Origin of the sequence: Nocardia sp. NBC_00403, from assembly GCF_036046055.1 — a bacterium.
Classification (GTDB): domain Bacteria; phylum Actinomycetota; class Actinomycetes; order Mycobacteriales; family Mycobacteriaceae; genus Nocardia.
This window is the reverse complement of record NZ_CP107939.1, coordinates 3,701,310-3,718,275: the sequence shown is the minus strand read 5'-3', so window position 1 is coordinate 3,718,275 and position 16,966 is coordinate 3,701,310. Positions and strand designations below refer to the sequence as shown.

At 66.9% G+C, this 16,966-nt stretch carries 15 protein-coding genes; 1 reads left to right on the top strand and 14 read right to left on the bottom strand.

What is annotated here, in order from left to right:
• Positions 1-71: 71 nt before the first annotated feature.
• Positions 72-578 carry a hypothetical protein gene (locus OHQ90_RS16355; protein WP_328411433.1) on the bottom strand — a complete coding sequence of 169 codons (507 nt, stop codon included), beginning with the start codon at positions 576-578 and terminating at the stop codon, positions 72-74.
• Positions 579-668: 90 nt separating this feature from the next.
• Complete coding sequence (locus OHQ90_RS16350) at positions 669-1,997, bottom strand: DNA polymerase IV (RefSeq protein ID WP_328412883.1); 1,329 nt, start codon at positions 1,995-1,997, stop codon at positions 669-671.
• Between the two features lie 375 nt (positions 1,998-2,372).
• Between OHQ90_RS16350 and OHQ90_RS16345 the strand changes: the two genes are divergently transcribed.
• The gene (locus OHQ90_RS16345) at positions 2,373-3,248 is read left to right on the top strand and encodes a UTP--glucose-1-phosphate uridylyltransferase (protein WP_328411431.1); all 876 of its coding nucleotides are present in this window, start codon (positions 2,373-2,375) and stop codon (positions 3,246-3,248) included.
• A gap of 162 nt (positions 3,249-3,410) precedes the next feature.
• Here OHQ90_RS16345 and OHQ90_RS16340 read toward each other — a convergent pair whose 3' ends face one another.
• The 12 genes from OHQ90_RS16340 to murG form a co-directional block, all read right to left on the bottom strand.
• Positions 3,411-3,968: an NlpC/P60 family protein gene (locus OHQ90_RS16340; RefSeq protein ID WP_328411429.1), complete on the bottom strand. Its 558-nt coding sequence runs from the start codon at positions 3,966-3,968 to the stop codon at positions 3,411-3,413.
• A 401-nt stretch (positions 3,969-4,369) separates the two neighbouring features.
• Positions 4,370-7,570 (bottom strand): isoleucine--tRNA ligase, encoded by a 3,201-nt coding sequence (ileS, locus tag OHQ90_RS16335; RefSeq protein WP_328411427.1) that lies wholly within the window; start codon positions 7,568-7,570, stop codon positions 4,370-4,372.
• A 290-nt stretch (positions 7,571-7,860) separates the two neighbouring features.
• Entirely contained in the window at positions 7,861-8,061 is a 201-nt protein-coding gene (locus OHQ90_RS16330) for a hypothetical protein (protein WP_328411425.1), read from the bottom strand.
• A gap of 65 nt (positions 8,062-8,126) precedes the next feature.
• Positions 8,127-8,984, bottom strand: a complete 858-nt coding sequence (gene wag31 / locus OHQ90_RS16325) for a DivIVA-like cell division protein Wag31 (RefSeq protein ID WP_328411423.1) — start codon at positions 8,982-8,984, stop codon at positions 8,127-8,129.
• Positions 8,985-9,053: 69 nt separating this feature from the next.
• Positions 9,054-9,356 (bottom strand): YggT family protein, encoded by a 303-nt coding sequence (locus OHQ90_RS16320; protein ID WP_228000883.1) that lies wholly within the window; start codon positions 9,354-9,356, stop codon positions 9,054-9,056.
• Between the two features lie 89 nt (positions 9,357-9,445).
• Positions 9,446-10,231, bottom strand: coding sequence for a cell division protein SepF (gene sepF, locus OHQ90_RS16315; RefSeq protein WP_328411421.1), 786 nt, complete (start codon positions 10,229-10,231; stop codon positions 9,446-9,448).
• A 187-nt stretch (positions 10,232-10,418) separates the two neighbouring features.
• Positions 10,419-11,180 (bottom strand): YggS family pyridoxal phosphate-dependent enzyme, encoded by a 762-nt coding sequence (locus OHQ90_RS16310; protein ID WP_328411419.1) that lies wholly within the window; start codon positions 11,178-11,180, stop codon positions 10,419-10,421.
• Positions 11,181-11,247: 67 nt separating this feature from the next.
• Positions 11,248-11,976 carry a peptidoglycan editing factor PgeF gene (pgeF, locus tag OHQ90_RS16305; protein WP_328411418.1) on the bottom strand — a complete coding sequence of 243 codons (729 nt, stop codon included), beginning with the start codon at positions 11,974-11,976 and terminating at the stop codon, positions 11,248-11,250.
• Positions 11,977-12,097: 121 nt separating this feature from the next.
• Positions 12,098-13,339 (bottom strand): cell division protein FtsZ, encoded by a 1,242-nt coding sequence (ftsZ, locus tag OHQ90_RS16300; RefSeq protein ID WP_328411416.1) that lies wholly within the window; start codon positions 13,337-13,339, stop codon positions 12,098-12,100.
• Between the two features lie 311 nt (positions 13,340-13,650).
• The gene (locus tag OHQ90_RS16295) at positions 13,651-14,313 is read right to left on the bottom strand and encodes a cell division protein FtsQ/DivIB (RefSeq protein WP_328411414.1); all 663 of its coding nucleotides are present in this window, start codon (positions 14,311-14,313) and stop codon (positions 13,651-13,653) included.
• Positions 14,314-14,319: 6 nt separating this feature from the next.
• Positions 14,320-15,843 carry a UDP-N-acetylmuramate--L-alanine ligase gene (gene murC, locus OHQ90_RS16290; RefSeq protein WP_328411412.1) on the bottom strand — a complete coding sequence of 508 codons (1,524 nt, stop codon included), beginning with the start codon at positions 15,841-15,843 and terminating at the stop codon, positions 14,320-14,322.
• A complete protein-coding gene (gene murG, locus OHQ90_RS16285; protein WP_442941472.1) occupies positions 15,840-16,961 on the bottom strand; it encodes an undecaprenyldiphospho-muramoylpentapeptide beta-N-acetylglucosaminyltransferase in 1,122 nt (373 codons plus the stop codon). The genes murC and murG overlap by 4 nt, the downstream gene beginning before the upstream one ends.
• Between the last annotated feature and the right edge of the window lie 5 nt (positions 16,962-16,966).

The window sequence follows — 16,966 nt, the reverse complement described above, 5'->3', positions numbered from 1 at the left end:
TAGTTTGCCTGCGAAAGGTGTTGCCTGTGCGGCCGACCCCCGAGCGGAGCGGGGGCCGACCGCCCGAAGAACTAGCTGGTGCAGGCCACCGACTGCTGGCCGAGGTTGCTCAGCATGGTGCAGGCCCAGGTCTTCTGGACCTTCCACTTGCCGTCTTCGGCGACGAAAGGCACGTCGACGATATTGGTCTGGCCGTTGAGGGTGAAGTTCGCCTTGGCGTTGACGCTGTCACCGAAGGGGGTCACCTCGGTGACGGCGACCTGGATGTTGGCGCTCTTGGCGGCATCGGCAAGACGGTTGGGCAGCTCCGGGTCGGCCTGCGCGCCCTGGACCATGTCGAGCTTCTCGGCATTCGGGATCGACGGATCCAGCGCCTTCTGCAGTGCCGTGTTCAGCTCCGACACGGTCGGGACCGGCGGCAGGTTCGGGCTCGCCGACGCCGCAGCCTTGGCGCTGGTCGTAGTGCGGGCCGGCTTGGCGGTGTCCTTGTTGTCGTCGCCACCACAAGCGGTCATGCTCAGCGTGGCGGCGATGGCCAGGCCGGCGATCGCGATGCGTCCAGTCTTACGAAGCTTCAACTGCTCGTCCTTTACGTTCGAGTAGGTACGGGTCAACACGGACAGCGTCCAACCGAACGGCAACGCTGCACGAGTATCACAGGCTACCGGTCAGCGGAGACTGCCTAGTGGATCAGCCCGGGACAAACTGATGTCGTCGGCAGCGAACGTACGCGCCGGGCCGGGCCCTGTCGAGCTGGTCTCGAACCGGACGGTGACCACACCCAGTCCCGCGCCCTGCACCCAGCCGTGTCCGAATTCGGGATGCGCCACGTCCATGCCCGGATACCACTGGGTTGCCCGCCGCGCCGTCGAATCGTCTTGCGGCGCCTCGGAATCCGACCTGACGGCGGGCGCGGGCACCCATTCGGGCTCCTCGGTGTGCTCCTCGACAGGCGATTGATCCAGTTCGGGGAACAGCGATTCCTGCCGCACCGTCGAGAGCCCACCGAAGCTCACGCCGACCAACCGGATCGGGCCGAGCTCGGCAGGATCGATCGCGGAGCGCTGCGCGGCGGTGCACAGGGTGGCCAGGTCGGCCGTGGCGTAAGGCAGGGTGAACGATCTCGTCACGATGCTCATGTCGGATTTCTTGAGCTTCAGCACCACCGTACGGGCGGCGCGGCCGTCCTTGCCGAGCCTGGTGTGGGCGGCGCCGGCCATCGCCTCGATCGCGGGCCGCAGCTGGGCGAGGGTGACAATGTCGCTCTCGTAAGTGGTTTCGGCGCTGATCTGTTTGGCCTCGGCGCGTTCGGCCACCGGACGGTCGTCGATGCCGCGGGCCAGCCGGTGCAGCGCCGCACCGATACTGCCGCCGAGAATCGATACCGCCTCCGACTCCGGCAGCGCCGCGAACGCGCCGACGGTCTCGATTCCGAGCGAGCGCAGCCTGCTCTCGGCGACCGGCCCGATCCCCCACAGTTTGCGCACTGGAAGACCGGCGAGCAGCTGCTGTTGTTCCTCCGGCGAAACCACTCGGATGCCATCGGGTTTGGCCAGACCGGAGGCAATTTTGGCCAGCTGCTTACCGGTTCCGGCGCCGACCGAGGCGACCAGTCCGGTCCGCTCGCGGACCAGCGCCCGCAGTTGCTCGCAGAATTCGTGCACCTGCAGCGCGCTCGCTCCTGCCAGTTCGGCGGGCTCGCCGAACGCCTCGTCGAACGACAGCGTCTCCAGCACCGGGATCCGGCTGCGCAACGCATCGAACACCTGCACGCTCAGCATGCTGTAGACCGGGCCGCGCGGCGGCACCACCACCGCGGCGACGCCGACCAGCCGCCGGGCCTGATGCATCGGCATCGCCGAGCGCGCACCGTACACCCGCGCCTCGTAACTCGCTCCCGCCACGACACCGCGCCCGCCGGTGCCGCCCACCAGAACGGGACGCCCGCGCAGCGTCGGACGGGTCAGTTGCTCGACCGAAGCGAAGAAGGCGTCCATATCGATGTGCAGCACCCACCGGCGGGCCGTGCGGCCGGTGACAGACGCCGCGACACCTGCCGCTTTTCCACCCGTCGCGCCCACGTCGCCACCTGTCGCGCCTGCGGCGATGGTGGTGTCGTCGGTGCTCACGACCCGAAATCTACGCCGCCCTACCGACAGATCCGGCATGCACGGGTCTGGGCGGTCACTGTCGGGTTGCTATAGGTATCAGGTAACGGCCGCACTGCCGCGTGACCGCGGCGCGGCGATCCCGCGAACACGCCGTGACCTGCCCCGATCCGGCCCAACGCCCGACGTATCCGCATCCGACTGCCCAACCATCACTTGCCGGGATCGGGCTTTTCGGCCACACCGATATGTGATGATCGGTTCATGAAGATCCGCAAGGCCGTGATCCCGGCCGCCGGAATCGGCTCCCGACTCCTCCCGCTGACCAAGGCCATCCCCAAAGAGATGCTGCCCGTCGGCGACAAGCCGGTCATCGAGCACACCGTCCGCGAGCTGGTCGCGTCGGGTATCACCGACATCACCATCGTCGTCAGCAGCGGAAAGTCGTTGATTCAAGACCACTTCCGCCCCAACCCGGCATTGGTCGCGCAGCTGCGCGCGGACGGCAAGACCGCCTACGCCGACGCCGTCGAAGAGGTCGGTGAACTCTCCCGGCTCGGCCACATCACCTACCTCGACCAGCACGGCCCTTACGGCAACGGCACCCCGGTCCTGAACGCGGCCCGCAATGCCGGCGACGAGCCGATGCTGGTGCTGTGGCCCGACGACGTCTTCGTCGCCGAGGTGCCGCGTGCCCAGCAGCTCATCGACGCCTACGAGGCCACCGGCTCCCCGGTGCTCGCACTGATGCCGATGGACCCGGCCGAATCCCAGCGTTACGGCGTACCGGTGGTCGCCGACGACCAGGGCAACGGCCTGCTGCGCATCACCGGCCTGATGGAGAAGCCCAAGCCCGAGGACGCGCCCTCCGGCTTCGCCGCGATCGGCGGCTACGTGGTCACCCCCGGCATTATCGATGAGCTGCGTAGGCAGACCGAACGCTGGTATCAGCACCGTGCGGGCGAGGTCTACCTGACCGATGCCATCAACGTGCACGCCGCAGAGAACCCGGTCTTCGGCCAGGTCATCCGCGGCCGCTGGTACGACACCGGCAACCCCGCCGACTACCTGGTCGCCCAATTCGCCTCGGCCCTCGCCCATCCCGAATACGGACCGAGGCTGCGCACGCTCTTCGACTGACAACGCGCAGCCACCCCGCCAAAAGCGGCTCCGACCGGCACCCGATCCGGCTGCCTCCCGTCGGCGACCAGCCGCGCCGGGTTCGTAAAACCTTGCCTCACAACGAATGCGGACACCGGAAACCGCGGCGCCGGTCGGCCGCGACCCGAGGCAGCACCGGTTTCAGAAGCGGCGGATGGTGAAGATGTCGAACTCGCCGAGCGGGTGCAGACCGACGGGCACGCCCCAATCGTGGGCGTCGAGGATCTGTCCGAAGCCGGCGTAGATGCCGACATGGGAGGCGTCGTCGTTGAGGATGACGACGTCACCCGGCGAGAGCGCGGCGAACGGGACCGCAGACCCGACCCTTGCCTGCTCCCAGGTGGTGCGCGGCAGCTTGACCCCGACCTGACGGAAGGCCCACTGGACCAGGCCCGAGCAGTCCCAGGTGAAGGGTCCCGTCGCACCCCATTCGTAGGGCTTGCCGACCTGCGTCGCGGCCGCGGTCAACGCGCCGAGTCCAGCGGTACTCGGCAGCGGCAGCATTGCGGAGCCGCTGGAACTGCCCGAACCCGACCCGGAACTGCCCGAACCCGACCCGGAATTGCCCGAACCCGACCCGGAACCTCCCGAACCCGATGCGCTCCCCGAATCACCGTGCACCGGTCCGGCCAGTAGGAACGTCACGACCGTGGACACCAGAAACCCGATGGCTATCCGGCGCAATGGTTTTCTCGTCACGTGCTCGCCCCTTCCGTCGACCCGGCTACCGCGCGGCACCGGCCTCGTCGATGGGGTGGAGCCGCGCATAACAGCACCTGCGCCAGACGCGAATATGGCGTCGGCACAAGGTATTTCAGGTGGATCAGTACAGCACGAACAGTCACTGCCGTCACAGGAGTACTGCTACGCACCAGCAGCAACATTGTTGATTGTGCCGGGCCTTCCAAGATCACGACAAGCATTCCAGCAAATCTTCAGCATGTGATCTTGATCACAATCACTACGGTCGGGTGAGGCCTTCGCGAGGAGCGAGGCCACGAGCCGAACATCGGCCTTCTCATCCCACACACCGAGAACGCCTACAAAAACGCGGGGCGGGACCGAATCGGTCCCGCCCCGCGCTGTCGATCGAATACCGGTCAGACCTTGGCGATGGACACCCGCACGCCGCCGACGATGTCGGCGGCATCCGCGCCCGGGTCACCGAAAGTCAGCTCGGTGGCCAAGATTTCACCGGCGATGAGGTCGCGATGGGTCTGTGCCCAGGCCGCCTGCTCGGCGGGCACCCCGAGGACCACCGTGATACGGTCGGAAACATCCAGCCCGGCGGACTTTCGGGTCTCCTGCAGATCGCGGATCACATCGCGGGCCCAGCCCTCCGCCTCCAACTCCTCGGTCACCACCGAATTCAGCACCACCAGCCCGGCATTGCCCGGCAGCGCCGCGGTGGACTCGGGCTCGGCGGCAACCAGGCGCTGGGTGTACTCCTCCGGCAGCAGTTGGATGCCCGCCGCCGTGACAACGCCGTCGGGATCCTCGGACCACTCGCCCGCCTTGACCGCCTTGATCACCGTCTGCACGTCCTTGCCGAGGCGCGGACCCGCGGCACGGGCATTGACGACCAGCTCGAACCGGCCGTGTACGGCGACGTCGGTGGTCAGATCGACCTTCTTGACGTTCACCTCGTCGGCGATGATGTCGGCGTACGGGCGCAGTCGGTCGGCGTCGGGCGCGGCGATGGTCGCCTCGGCCAGCGGCAGCCGCACTCGCAGGTTCTGGGCCTTGCGCAGGCTCAGCACTGTCGAGCAGACCACGCGGACCTCGTCCATCGCGGCGACCAGCTGCGGATCCTGCGGCAGCTCCCCCTCCTCGGGCCAATCGGCCAGATGCACCGACTGCTCGCCGGTCAGGCCGCGCCAGATCACCTCGGAGATCAACGGCAGCAGCGGGGCGGCCAGCCGGGTAACCACCTCCAGCACCGTGTGCAGGGTGTCGACGGCATCGCGGTCCTCGCTCCAGAACCGCGAACGCGACCGGCGCACATACCAATTGGTGAGCGCGTCGGCGAACGAGCGCAGCTCGTCGCAGGCGCCCGCGATGTCGTACCCCTCCAGCGCCTCGGTCATCACATCCCTGGTGGCGGCCAGCTTGGCCAGGATGTAGCGATCGAGCACATTCGTAGAGTCGGTGCGCCAGGTGCCCGGCCGGGATGCGTAGAGCTGCAGGAACGTCCACGCATTCCACAGCGGGCGCAGCGCATGGCTGACGCCTTCGCGGATGCCGCGCTCGGTGACGATGAGGTTGCCGCCGCGCAGGATCGGCGAGCTCATCAGGAACCAGCGCATCGCATCGGAGCCGTCCCGGTCGAACACCTCGTTCACATCCGGGTAGTTGCCCTTGGACTTGCTCATCTTCAGCCCGTCATCACCGAGCACGATGCCGTGCGCAGCAACGGTTTTGAAGGCGGGGCTGTCGAAGAGCGCGGTCGAGAGCACGTGCAGCGTGTAGAACCAGCCGCGGGTCTGCCCGTTGTACTCGACAATGAAATCACCGGGGAAGTGGCCGTCGAACCACTCCTTGTTCTCGAACGGGTAGTGCACCTGGGCATACGGCATCGAGCCCGACTCGAACCAGCAGTCCAGCACCTCCGGCACCCGCCGCATGGTCGACCTGCCGGTCGGATCGTCGGGGTTGGGCCTGGTCAGATCGTCGATCATCGGCCGGTGCAGGTCGGTCGGGCGCACGCCGAAATCACGCTCCAGCTCATCGAGCGAGCCGTAGACGTCGGTGCGCGGGTAGGCCGGATCGTCGGACACCCACACCGGGATCGGGCTGCCCCAGTAGCGGTTGCGGCTGATGTTCCAGTCCCGCGCACCCTCCAGCCACTTGCCGAACTGGCCGTCGCGGATGTGCTCGGGCACCCAGGTGATCTGCTTGTTCAGCTCCACCATCCGGTCGCGGAACGTGGTGACCGCAACGAACCAGGACGGCACCGCCATGTAGATCAGCGGCTGGCCCGACCGCCAGCTGTGCGGGTAGGAGTGCTCGATCGTCTCGTGCCGCAACAGCTTTCCCGCGGCCTTGAGGTCCTTGATGATCACCGGGTTGGCGTCGAAGACCATCAGACCCTCATACGGCGGCACCATCGAGGTGAACTTGCCGCCCGGATCCAGCGGCTGCACCAGCTCGATGCCGTTGGCGATGGCGACATCCATATCCTCCTCACCGAAAGCGGGAGCGAGATGGACGATTCCGGTACCGGAGTCGGTGGTCACGTAGTCGGCGGTCAGCACCCGGTGAGCGCGCGGGTGACCGACGAAGAAATCGAACGGTGGCTCGTAGGACAGATCGGCGAGCGCGGCGCCGTCGTACTCCGCGAGCACCTCCGGCTCCTCGCCGAACTCGCGGGCGTAATGCGAGACCCGTTCGGCGGCCAGCACATACCGCTTGCCGTCGGACGCGCGCACCTGCACGTAGCGCACATCGGGGTGCACCGCGATGGCCAGGTTGGAGGGCAGGGTCCACGGCGTGGTGGTCCAGATCAGCGCGTTGGCGCCGTCGAGCGCGTGCAGCGGGTGCTCGGCGGGCACTCGCAGCACCATGTCGACGGTGACGGCCGGATCCTGACGCATCTTGTAGGCGTCGTCGAGCCGGGTCTCCTGATTGGACAGTGGAGTCTGCTCGTACCAGCTGTAGGGCAGCACCCGGAAGCCCTGATAGATGAGGCCCTTCTCGTACAGCGACTTGAACGCCCACATCACCGACTCCATGAAGTCGAGATCCAGTGTCTTGTAGTCGTTGTCGAAGTCGACCCAGCGCGCCTGACGCGTCACGTAATCGCGCCATTCACCGGTGTAGCGCAGTACCGAAGATTTACAGGCGGCGTTGAATTCCGCCAGCCCCATCGCATCGATCTGTGATTTGTCCGTGATACCGAGCTGCTTTTCCGCCTCGATTTCCGCGGGCAATCCGTGGCAGTCCCAACCGAATCGCCGATCGACGCGCTTACCGCGCATCGTCTGGAAACGCGGAACGAGATCCTTCACATAGCCGGTGAGCAAATGCCCGTAATGCGGCAGACCGTTGGCAAACGGCGGGCCGTCATAGAAGACGAACTCCCCGGCGGGAGCGACGGGCCCGGAGGAGGCAGCCTGCGTAACCACGGAGGACTCCGCGGCCACCAATGACACTGCACCCGAACGGTTTTCGATGCTGGCGCGGAAGGTGTCATCGGCCGACCAAGCGTCGAGGACACGTCGCTCCAGGTCAGGGAAGGACGCCCCGGTGCCTGCGCCGAGGTCGACGCGTGGGTATGCGCTACTGGAAGTGTCGTCCGCCATCGCGGATGCCGTCTCCTCGTGCCGCCGCGCCGTAGGCGCGTATGTGTCAGCACGGGGACGATTCCGGCGCCGGTTGCGCCGATACCGCGGTACCACCCCGCTTGTCCAGCGGCAACTGCGCCGGACCTCTCGTTGCAAGCTGTGACGGGCTCACCCGTTCGGTTCTACTGAGCGTGCCGAGTGTTCGCTCGTGCCGCCGTTCTTCCGAAGACTCCCCGGTGATGGCCGGATCAACGCCGCATATGTTTGATTCTAGCCACCGTGGTCAAACCAGTTCTGGTGGCCCGACCTCAACGTTTAGCGTGTCGTCCCGGCGGTGGTGCGGAATCGCTGTCCGGGCTCCGCATGGAAAGCGCACTCACCAACAGCAGCACGGCACCCAGTACACAGACAACGATGCATCCCCACGCCCACACCACCGATCCGGTGGTCAGCGCGGCCACTAGCAGGGCAAAGCCGATAGCGGCAAGGACGAGCGTCAAGACGAGCATGTTGACCCCCTAGGCATGCCAGGCGGCAGGACTACAAAGGCGGCCATGTCGGCCTGATAACGAGACTACTTGCCACCCTTGGCAAACGAGGCCGGCGCGAGATTATTGGCAGTATTGGCATCGGCGAAGGCGCCGTCGCCATCGACCGGGACGGCAGAGCCACGGTTCTCCAGCTCCTCGAGCTGCGATTCCAGGTACGACTTCAGCCGCACGCGGTATTCGCGTTCGAAGGTCTTGAGCTGCTCGATCCGGCTCTCCAGCACGCTGCGCTGCTGAGTGATGGTCGCCATGATCTCGGTGTGCTTGCGCTCGGCGTCCGCCTGCAGCGCGTCGGCCTTTTCCTTGGCCTGACGCAGCTGGTTGTCCGAGCGGGTCTGCGCGTCCGACAGCATCGCATCCGACTTCTGACGAGCGTCGGCAATCATGGCCTCGGAGCGAGTACGGGCATCTCCGACGAGTCGCTCGGAATTTGCCCGAGCGTTCGAAAGCAGGTTCTCCGCTTCGGACTTGGCATCGCTGGTCAGCCGGTCCGCCATCTCCTGGGCGAGGCTGAGCACCTTGGCCGCTTGCAGGTTCGCATCGGCGCTCGGCGCTTCCTTGGCGACGGGCGGGGCCACCGGCATCGGGGCGGGCGGCGGGGCCTGCTGCACCGGAGGCTTGATGGGCTCCGGCGGCGGGGCCTGCTGCACCGGAGCTTTCACCGCATTAGGGCTGGCAGGGCCGCGATTCTTCTTGGCATCGGCCAGTTCCGCGTCCAGCTCGGCGACCCGTTGACGCAGGTCGGCGTTCTCCTCGATCAGCCGCGAGAGCTCCTGCTCCACGAGATCCAGGAAGGCGTCTACTTCATCCTCGTTGTAGCCGCGCTTCCCGATCGGCGGTTTGCTGAACGCGACGTTGTGCACATCGGCTGGGGTCAGCGGCATGGAAGGATCCCTTCACGCGTCTTTTGGAGATCTAGCAGATCTAGCAAGCTATCTTCTCGGTTCATTCTGTCACACCGGGGCTACCGGTTGCCCGAGCCTGCCCACGATCGACATCAGGATGAAGACGATGAAAAGCAAGACCATAATCGACAGATCGAGTCGAATTCCCCCCAGTGACACCGGTGGTATCAACCGCCTCAGGAGTTTCACCGGAGGGTCTGTGATCGTGAAGATCACCTCGAGGATGACGACGACGAAGCCGCTCGGGCGCCAGTCGCGAGCAAAACTACGGATGAACTCGACGATCACCCGGCTGATCAGCAACAGCCAGAAGATGAACAGTACGAAGTACAGCACCGCGAACAAGGCCACGACTTCACTCTGCCCGAAAATCCCCGCCGCGCAAAATGACCACACCGCCCCATGCGTGACAGGTCTGAGACCACCCCCGGATCACACCGCTATTTCTGGTTGTAGAAGCCGGTTTCCGCGATCCTGCGCCGCTCCTCGGCCGATACGTCCACGTCGGCCGGTGAGAGCAGGAACACTTTGGTGGCGACCTTGTCGAATGAGCCACGCAGGGCGAAGGCCAGGCCTGCGGCGAAATCGACGAGCCGCTTGGCATCGGCGTTGCTCAGGTCGACCAGGTCCATGATCACCGGGTTGCCCTCACGGAACCGCTCACCGATGATGCGGGCCTCGCTGTAGTCACGCGGGCGCAGCGTCGTGATCTTGGACAAGGGACCTCCGTCCTCGAAGATCCCAGGACGACGCGCAGGGGCGGGCTCGGGGCGCACGCGCTCCTCCAGCCGCCGCTCCTCGGCATCGGGATCGACGGCGAGCGCACCCCTGGTGGCTCCCCGCATCATCGGCGCGTTGCCACCGGCACGGAATCGGCCCGCGGTCGGTGCGGACTCGATCCGGGTCGGGCGACGCGGCGCCTCGTAGCGGTCGTCACCGTAGGGCTCGTCGGCATAGTCGTCCCGACGGGACACCGGGTACCCGGCCTTGTACGGAGACTTGTAAGCCGGCTCCGGGTAATCGGATTCGTCATCGAAGCGATCGGCACCGTACCGATCGTCCGAATAACGGGGGGCGCCATAGCCCCCACGGTCGGAGTAGTCACGGGGCCTACGGGTGGCACGCTCGTCCACGCCACGAGGGGCATGCTCGGCGACATAGTCGTCTTCGTAATCCTCGAGCGGAACCATGCCGAAGTACGCCTTGAACTTGTGCAGCGTGCTCATGACTGCGCCTCGCTGTCGCTCGGCTCCGTCATGACCACGATTGTGGCTGCGTCGGTTACTCGCTCGCTGCGCTCGCTCATTCTGGTCGACCTTCCTTCGGCCCCGGTGGCGGCCGGGTGTTGAAGTCTTGCTCAGCCCTCTTCTGCCCCAAGCATATGTGTCGAATGTGACTGATGAGGTTTCTTTGCTACGCCGAGGTTATCGGTCGGGCGCCCATCAAGGCGGTTCCGACACGCACACACGTGGAACCGTGTTCAATCGCCGATTCCAGATCACCGGACATTCCGGCGGAAAGTTCTCGTGCGCCGGGATGGTCACGCAGTAGCCGGGCATGCACCGCGGCAAGGCGGGCGAACGCGGCGGTGGGGTCGACATCGAGCGGCGGAATAGCCATCAGCCCAGCCAGCCGCAGCCCTGCGGCGTCGGCAACCCGGTCCGCCAGCGCCGCAAGCTCTTCCGGTGCGACGCCGCCGCGGCCGGGATCCTCGTCGAGGCTGACCTGAACGAGCACCTCGACCGGGTCGGTCCGCTCCCCCGCATCCACCGCGGCGCGCGCCGCGGTGTCAAGAGCCATTGCCAGTCGTTCGCTGTCCACCGAGTGCACCGCATAGGCCCAGCGCGCAACGGTGCGTGCCTTGTTGCGCTGCAATCGGCCGATCATGTGCCAGCGCACATCCACCAGCCCGCCCAGCTCGACCGCCTTCGCGGTGGCCTCCTGCTCCCTCGACTCGCCGAACTCGCGGCAGCCCAATCGGTGCAGGATGGCGACATCGGCGGCCGGGAAGAATTTCGTCACCGGTAGCAGCCGGACCGACGCCGGATCACGGCCTGCCACTCGACAGGCCGCGCCGATCCGCTTGTTCAGCCCGGCCAGGTTCTCCGCCAGCTCGGCGGTCCGGCCGTCTACTGGCTCGGCCGCAATGGTTTCCGACTCCGCCGTAGCACTCATGACACCGCCGCCCCGGCGCTCGGCTCCGTCGAAGCCGCCGATGCGGCTGCGCCGATGGTTCGCTCGCTCATGCGCCCGCCTGTGCCCAGATCACACTGCCTATCCTGCCGGTAGGCGCGCCGCGGCGGTGACTGAACAGGGTGCGATCCTCGATGGTGCAGCGTGGATCGACCGCGACGGCGGCGACACCGGCCTCGGTGAGCTGCCTGCGGATTCCGGCGCGCAGGTCCAGCGCGGGGGTGCCGCGCAGGGTGGTGGTCGCGCTGCCGGGCAGATGCGCTTCGACATCGGCACGCATCGCGGCGGGCACCTCGTACTGGCGGCCGGAGGCCGCCGGGCCGAGGAAGGCGCCGATCCGATCGAGCCGGGCACCGACGGAGATCATCGCGTCGAGTACCCGTGGCACGATGCCGATCCGAGCGCCGATGCGTCCCGCGTGTACGGCGGCGACCACGCCCGCTTCGTCATCGGAGAGCAGAATCGGCACACAGTCCGCGCTCAGGACCACCAGCGCGAGCCCCGGCACGGAGGTCACCAGCGCATCGGTCGCAGGAACCGGCTCGGACCTCGGTCCATCGACAATTTCGACATTGCGGCCGTGGATCTGTTCCATCCACACCAGCCGCTCGGGCGCCAGCCCGATTCCATCGGCCAGCCGATCCCGATTGCGCTGCACCGTCGCCGGATTGTCCCCCACATGATCGCCGAGATTGAACGAATCGTACGGCGGCGCCGAGAAGCCCCCCGCTCGCGTGGTGGTCACCCGTCGAACGGTCAGCGTCGGCGCAATTGTCATGACACCAGCCTAACGGCCGGCGCCGCTCGGCCCCGAATGCGCGTATCCCACGTCACAGCCGTTTTCGGCCCCCGTCGTCCCGGCGGCCACCGGGACCCGGCCCCCGCCGGATCCTGCTTCTTTACCTGCGCATGAACGAGGGCACGTCGACGTCGTCATCATCGTCACCCGAATCCGGGGGTTCGATGTGCGTGCGCGAGTTGTTGGCGATCGTCGGCTCGGCGAGGGTGCGTGCGCGTTCGCTGTCCCGATAGCTGGGCACGGATCCCCGAGTGGAGGCTGACTGGCTTGCGGCAGAAGAGGTTTCGGCACGCGAAGACGCCGCCGCCTCGCTGGCGCGGCTCTGCGCGATTTCGCCTGCGCGCGCGGAACCGATCGTGCCCCGGTTCGCGGGTTCGAAAGTACGCCGCGCGGGCGCGCCGCTGTCGAAGCCCGCCGCGATCACGGTGACGCGTACTTCGTCGCCGAGCGAGTCGTCGATCACCGTGCCGAAGATGATGTTGGCCTCGATGTGCGCGGCCTCCTGCACCAGCGAGGCCGCCTCGTTGATCTCGAACAGGCCCAGGTCGGAGCCGCCCGCGATCGAAAGCAGCACACCGTGCGCCCCGTCCATGGACGCCTCGAGCAGCGGTGAATTGATGGCCGACTCCGCGGCTTTCACCGACCGACCCTCACCACGCGCCGAACCGATGCCCATCAGCGCGCTGCCCGCGCCGGACATCACGCTCTTGACGTCGGCGAAGTCGACGTTGATCAGGCCGGGGGTGGTGATCAGGTCGGTGATGCCCTGCACACCGTTGAGCAGTACCTCGTCGGCAGAGCGGAAGGCATCCATCAGACTCACCGCGGCATCGCCGAGCTGCAACAGCCGATCGTTCGGGATGACGATCAGCGTGTCGCAGGACTCGCGCAGTAGGTTGATGCCCACCTCGGCCTGGTTACCGCGCCGCTTGCCCTCGAAGGAGAACGGCCTGGTCACCACACCGATCGTGAGGGCTCCGAGCTTGCGCGCGATCTGAGCGACGACCGGCGCACCACCGGTGCCGGTGCCACCGCCCTCGCCCGCGGTGACGAAGACCATGTCGGCGCCCTTGAGCACCTCTTCGATCTCGTCCTTGTGATCCTCGGCGGCCTTGCGGCCGACCTCGGGGTCGGCACCGGCGCCCAGGCCGCGAGTGAGTTCACGACCGACGTCGAGCTTGACATCGGCATCGCTCATCAGCAGGGCCTGCGCGTCAGTGTTGACCGCGATGAACTCGACTCCCTTGAGACCTTGTTCGATCATCCGGTTGACGGCATTCACACCGCCGCCGCCGATACCGACGACCTTGATCACTGCAAGGTAGTTGTGCGGGGGCGTCATTGGCTCTCGCCTTCCTTCGATCTAAAGCCTGTCGTTTTCGGATTCTCGACACTCGGCCGGGAGCAAACCCTAAACCTCAACCATAGGGTTGGCGTTATGTCAAGTATCCGACTGGTGCGGAACGCTATTCGCCGCCGCCGCGATCCGTGCGCAGGCGCGCCGAAACGAGTGAGGAGAATCTTGTGTGATCCCTCTCGTCTCGCCGCACAACACACACTATCGTGGACGGTTGCCCCCGGCGCCCCGTCTCGGCGACCACCTCCGAAAGCGGAGCAGTCCACCGAAAATTCCCCGGGCGCAATGGGTGTCGATCACCTTACCGTGACGAGATTCGGACTCGAAACGTCGTAGACCGTGCCGTCCCTGGTGAGCAGCGGCAAAACCACAGCCGCTTTGCGTTGGGCGTCGTTCGTCCCGCCCCACAGTACCGTGCGGCCATCGTGCAGATTCAGCGAAATATCCGAAATCGACCGCGCGACAACCTCGCCCACCTGAACACTCACCGCGGGCGGCAGCGCAACCAGCACCGATACCGCGGCCCGGGTGACGGGATCGTCGGCGCCGGGATGCCCGGTGAGCAGTTTCGGCACACCGATCGGGGCGGGCTCGATTGCGAATTCGACGCTTTCGCCATCCACCAGATGCGCCCCCTGCGGGCTGTCGAAGAACAACACGGGGGTGCGCTCCTCCACCGTGACCTTGACGGTCGACGGAAATACCCGCTGCACCCGAACCGTGTGCACCTTCGGGATGCCGGCCACCCGCCCCGCCACCGATGTCGTATCGATACGCAGCATCGAACGACCCGACGGGATCTCCAACTGCTCGCGCACCTGCTGTTCGGACACCGCGACCAACCCGGCGATCCGGACGGTGCGCACCGAAAGCATGGGCGTGAACCAGGCCAGGACACCGAGAACGACGAGCACGCACACACCGAGCGATCCCCACAGCCGGATTCGTCGCCACGGCATCGCGTCTCACCGCCCGTACTGTGGACGAGCTCGCAGCCCATCGAGAATTTGGCTGCCGAGCATCGTGACATCACCTGCACCCATGGTGATCACCACATCGCCCGGCAGCGCCAGCGCCGCGACCTGACGGCCGACCCGCGACATATCCGGTTGGTAGTGCACAGGTTTGGTGACCGACTGCGCGACAAGCGCACCATTCACCCCGGGCAGCGGCTTTTCTCGCGCGCCATAGACATCGAGCACGACCACCTCGTCGGCCAGGCTCAGCGCGGCGCCGAAGTCATCGGCGAAAGTGGCGGTGCGGCTGTAGAGGTGCGGCTGAAACACCACGATGACCCGACCCTGCCTGGAACGGGCGCCATCGCGGGCTTCCTGCTGGACCAGCTCGGCGGCGGCGCCGAGCACCGCACGTACCTCGGTCGGATGGTGGGCGTAGTCGTCGAAGACGCGGACGCCGTTTTCCCGTCCCGCGAACTGGAACCGGCGGTGTACCCCGCCGAAACCCTCCAGGCCCTGGACGATTTCGGCCACGTCTGCGCCCGCGGCGCGGGCCGCGAGCAGCGCGGCGAGCGCGTTGAGCGCCATATGCCTGCCGGGCACCGAGAGCCGCAGGGTGCGCGGCGCGGGCTCATCGGCGAGCTGGAACTGAACGACGCCACCGACATCGCGCGGCTCCCAGCTGTGCAGGCGCACCCCGACCGGCACCGGCGCGTCGGACAGCTCGCCCGAGCCGTAGCCGAGCACCCGAATGTTCTTCTCCGCGAGCCGGGCGCCGACGCGTTCGGCCAGTGCCAGCGAACCGGGATCGTCCAAGCACACCACCAGCAGTCCGCCCGCGGAGAGCCGATCGGCGAAATCGTCGAAGACCTGCACATAGGCCTCGTCCGAGCCGAAGAAATCCAGGTGATCGGATTCGATATTGGTGACCACCGCGACGTGCGGGTCGTATTGCAGCAGCGAGCCGTCGCTCTCGTCGGCCTCGGCGACGAAGATCTCACCGGTGCCATGGTGGGCGTTGGTGCCCGCCTCGTTGAGTTCACCACCGACGGCGAAGGACGGATCGAGCCCGCAGTGCTGCAGGGCCACGATCAGCATCGACGTGGTGGACGTCTTACCGTGCGTGCCGGAAACCAGCAGCGTGCGATGCCCCTGCATGAGCGAGGCGAGCACGGTGGGACGCAACAGCACCGGGATCCCGCGACGATTCGCCTCGACCAGTTCGGGATTGGTCTTCGGGATGGCGGCATAGGTGGTGACCACCGCGGTCGGGCCACCGGGCAGCAGGTCGAGCGCGCTGCCGTCGTGGCCGATGCGCACTTGCGCACCACGAGCGCGCAGCGCGAGCACGCCGCGACTCTCCTTGGCGTCCGAGCCGGATACCGCACCGCCGCGCGCGAGCAGAATGCGCGCGATGCCGGACATGCCCGCACCGCCGATGCCGACCATGTGCACCCGCTCGAGTTCGGGCGGCAGCGCCGACCGCGCGTCCACGGCGGCGGCTTCCACCTGATTAACGCTCGATTCGCTCATCGGCCCGACACCTGCACGACGATCCGCGCGACTTCGTCCGCGGCATCACGGTGCCCGGCGCCTGCGGCGGACAGGCTCATCTCGATCAGCCGTGCGGGGTCGGTCAGCAGTGGGATCACCTCATCGATCACATATTTCGGGGTCAGTTCGGAATCCGCCACAATTCTGCCACCGCCTTGGCCGACGACCGGCCTGGCGTTGAGCTCCTGCTCGCCGTTGCCGTGTGGCAGCGGCACATAGAACGCGGGCAGACCGACTGCCGACACCTCGGCGACGGTCATCGCGCCGGACCGGCAGACGACCGCGTCCGCGGCGGCGTAGGCCAGGTCCATGCGGGAAAGATACGGCACGGCGACATACCGCGATCGATCGTCACCCGAGTCCGCGACATCGAGCGTGTTCTTGGGGCCGTGCGCGTGCAGCACCGAGATGCCTGCCGCGGCCAGCTGCGGCGCGGCGGCGGAGACCGCCTCGTTCAGTGTCCGCGCACCCTGCGAGCCGCCGAACACCAGCAGCACCGGGCCCGTGACGGGCAGGCCGAAGTGTGCGCGCGCCTCGGCCTGCAAGGCCGCACGGTCCAGCGACGTAATGGAGCCGCGCACCGGAATGCCGACGACCTCGGCATGCGCGAGCCCGGAATCGGGCACCGCAGCGAGCACGCGGTCCGCGCGGCGGGCGCCGACCTTATTGGCAATGCCTGCTTTCGCATTCGCCTCGTGCACCACCACCGGCACGGCACGCCTGCGCCGCAGCACCCCTTTGCCCGCGGCCAGGTAGGCGGGCAACGCGACGTAGCCGCCGAAGCCGACGATCACATCGGCCTCGACCGCATCGATGATCGCCCTCGTCCTGGCCACCGAGGCACGGACACGACCGGGCAGCCGCAGCAGATCGGCGGTCGGCTTACGCGGCAACGGCACCGGCGGGATCAGCTCGAGCGGATAGCCGCGCTCGGGCACGAGGCGAGTTTCCAGTCCGCGCTCGGTGCCGAGGGCGGTCACCCGGATCGAATCGTCGAGGCGTTTGAGCGCATCGGCGACGGCGAGTGCCGGCTCGATATGTCCCGCGGTGCCACCACCCGCGACAATCACCGACAGCGGTCGGCCTGCGGGCCGCACGTCAC

What these genes read in the sequence shown, in the direction of transcription:
- OHQ90_RS16350 (WP_328412883.1), bottom strand. Translation starts at nt 1,997, where the DNA reads ATGGACGCCTTCTTCGCTTCGGTCGAGCAACTGACCCGTCCGACGCTG.
- OHQ90_RS16345 (WP_328411431.1), top strand. Translation starts at nt 2,373, where the DNA reads ATGAAGATCCGCAAGGCCGTGATCCCGGCCGCCGGAATCGGCTCCCGA.
- ileS (WP_328411427.1), bottom strand. Translation starts at nt 7,570, where the DNA reads ATGGCGGACGACACTTCCAGTAGCGCATACCCACGCGTCGACCTCGGC.
- OHQ90_RS16330 (WP_328411425.1), bottom strand. Translation starts at nt 8,061, where the DNA reads ATGCTCGTCTTGACGCTCGTCCTTGCCGCTATCGGCTTTGCCCTGCTA.
- wag31 (WP_328411423.1), bottom strand. Translation starts at nt 8,984, where the DNA reads ATGCCGCTGACCCCAGCCGATGTGCACAACGTCGCGTTCAGCAAACCG.
- sepF (WP_328411421.1), bottom strand. Translation starts at nt 10,231, where the DNA reads ATGAGCACGCTGCACAAGTTCAAGGCGTACTTCGGCATGGTTCCGCTC.
- OHQ90_RS16310 (WP_328411419.1), bottom strand. Translation starts at nt 11,180, where the DNA reads ATGAGTGCTACGGCGGAGTCGGAAACCATTGCGGCCGAGCCAGTAGAC.
- pgeF (WP_328411418.1), bottom strand. Translation starts at nt 11,976, where the DNA reads ATGACAATTGCGCCGACGCTGACCGTTCGACGGGTGACCACCACGCGA.
- ftsZ (WP_328411416.1), bottom strand. Translation starts at nt 13,339, where the DNA reads ATGACGCCCCCGCACAACTACCTTGCAGTGATCAAGGTCGTCGGTATC.
- OHQ90_RS16295 (WP_328411414.1), bottom strand. Translation starts at nt 14,313, where the DNA reads ATGCCGTGGCGACGAATCCGGCTGTGGGGATCGCTCGGTGTGTGCGTG.
- murC (WP_328411412.1), bottom strand. Translation starts at nt 15,843, where the DNA reads ATGAGCGAATCGAGCGTTAATCAGGTGGAAGCCGCCGCCGTGGACGCG.